The following is a 551-nucleotide window of genomic DNA, read 5'->3' as shown; positions in this document are numbered from 1 at the left end:
AATTCTTTGGTTTATGATTTAATTTCGATTAAAATTATATCTTCATTTAAGAAAATTGTTCTAATACAATCTGTCGCATCGACGGATTATATTAGGTGTTGATATTCAGTTTTCAATGAGCTAAGTTAACTACCCTTACTTACTATAGTAGTTATGGAGAATAGCGGGATCGAACCGCTGACCTCCTGCGTGCAAGGCAGGCGCTCTCCCAGCTGAGCTAATTCCCCGTACTGGAAATATATATTACATTGTTATTGATTTGCTGTCAATTGTTTTCCTGAAGAAATAAACAAGTTCTTAGCAATGGGCCTGAGTGGATTCGAACCACCGACCTCACCCTTATCAGGGGTGCGCTCTAACCAACTGAGCTACAGGCCCGGAGATATATAATCCTCAAACCCTAAGAGGCTTGACATTATGAAAGCTCACTCAAAACTGAACAAAGATAAAACACTTCATGCTGTAAAAGGTTCCAGTACTCCTTAGAAAGGAGGTGATCCAGCCGCACCTTCCGATACGGCTACCTTGTTACGACTTCACCCCAATCATCT

The 551-nt window shown here is 40.8% G+C and carries 2 tRNA genes and 1 rRNA gene; all 3 read right to left on the bottom strand.

Annotated elements, in window-relative coordinates:
* Positions 1-154: 154 nt before the first annotated feature.
* Positions 155-227: transfer RNA gene (locus tag FEZ33_RS12275), tRNA-Ala, on the bottom strand.
* Positions 228-304: 77 nt separating this feature from the next.
* Positions 305-378: transfer RNA gene (locus FEZ33_RS12270), tRNA-Ile, on the bottom strand.
* A gap of 108 nt (positions 379-486) precedes the next feature.
* Positions 487-551 (bottom strand): 16S ribosomal RNA (locus FEZ33_RS12265); the annotation flags it as partial.

Source organism: Ruoffia tabacinasalis, from assembly GCF_005864045.1.
In the GTDB taxonomy this organism is placed as follows: Bacteria; Bacillota; Bacilli; order Lactobacillales; family Aerococcaceae; genus Ruoffia; species Ruoffia tabacinasalis.
This window is presented reverse-complemented; position numbering and strand designations above follow the sequence as displayed.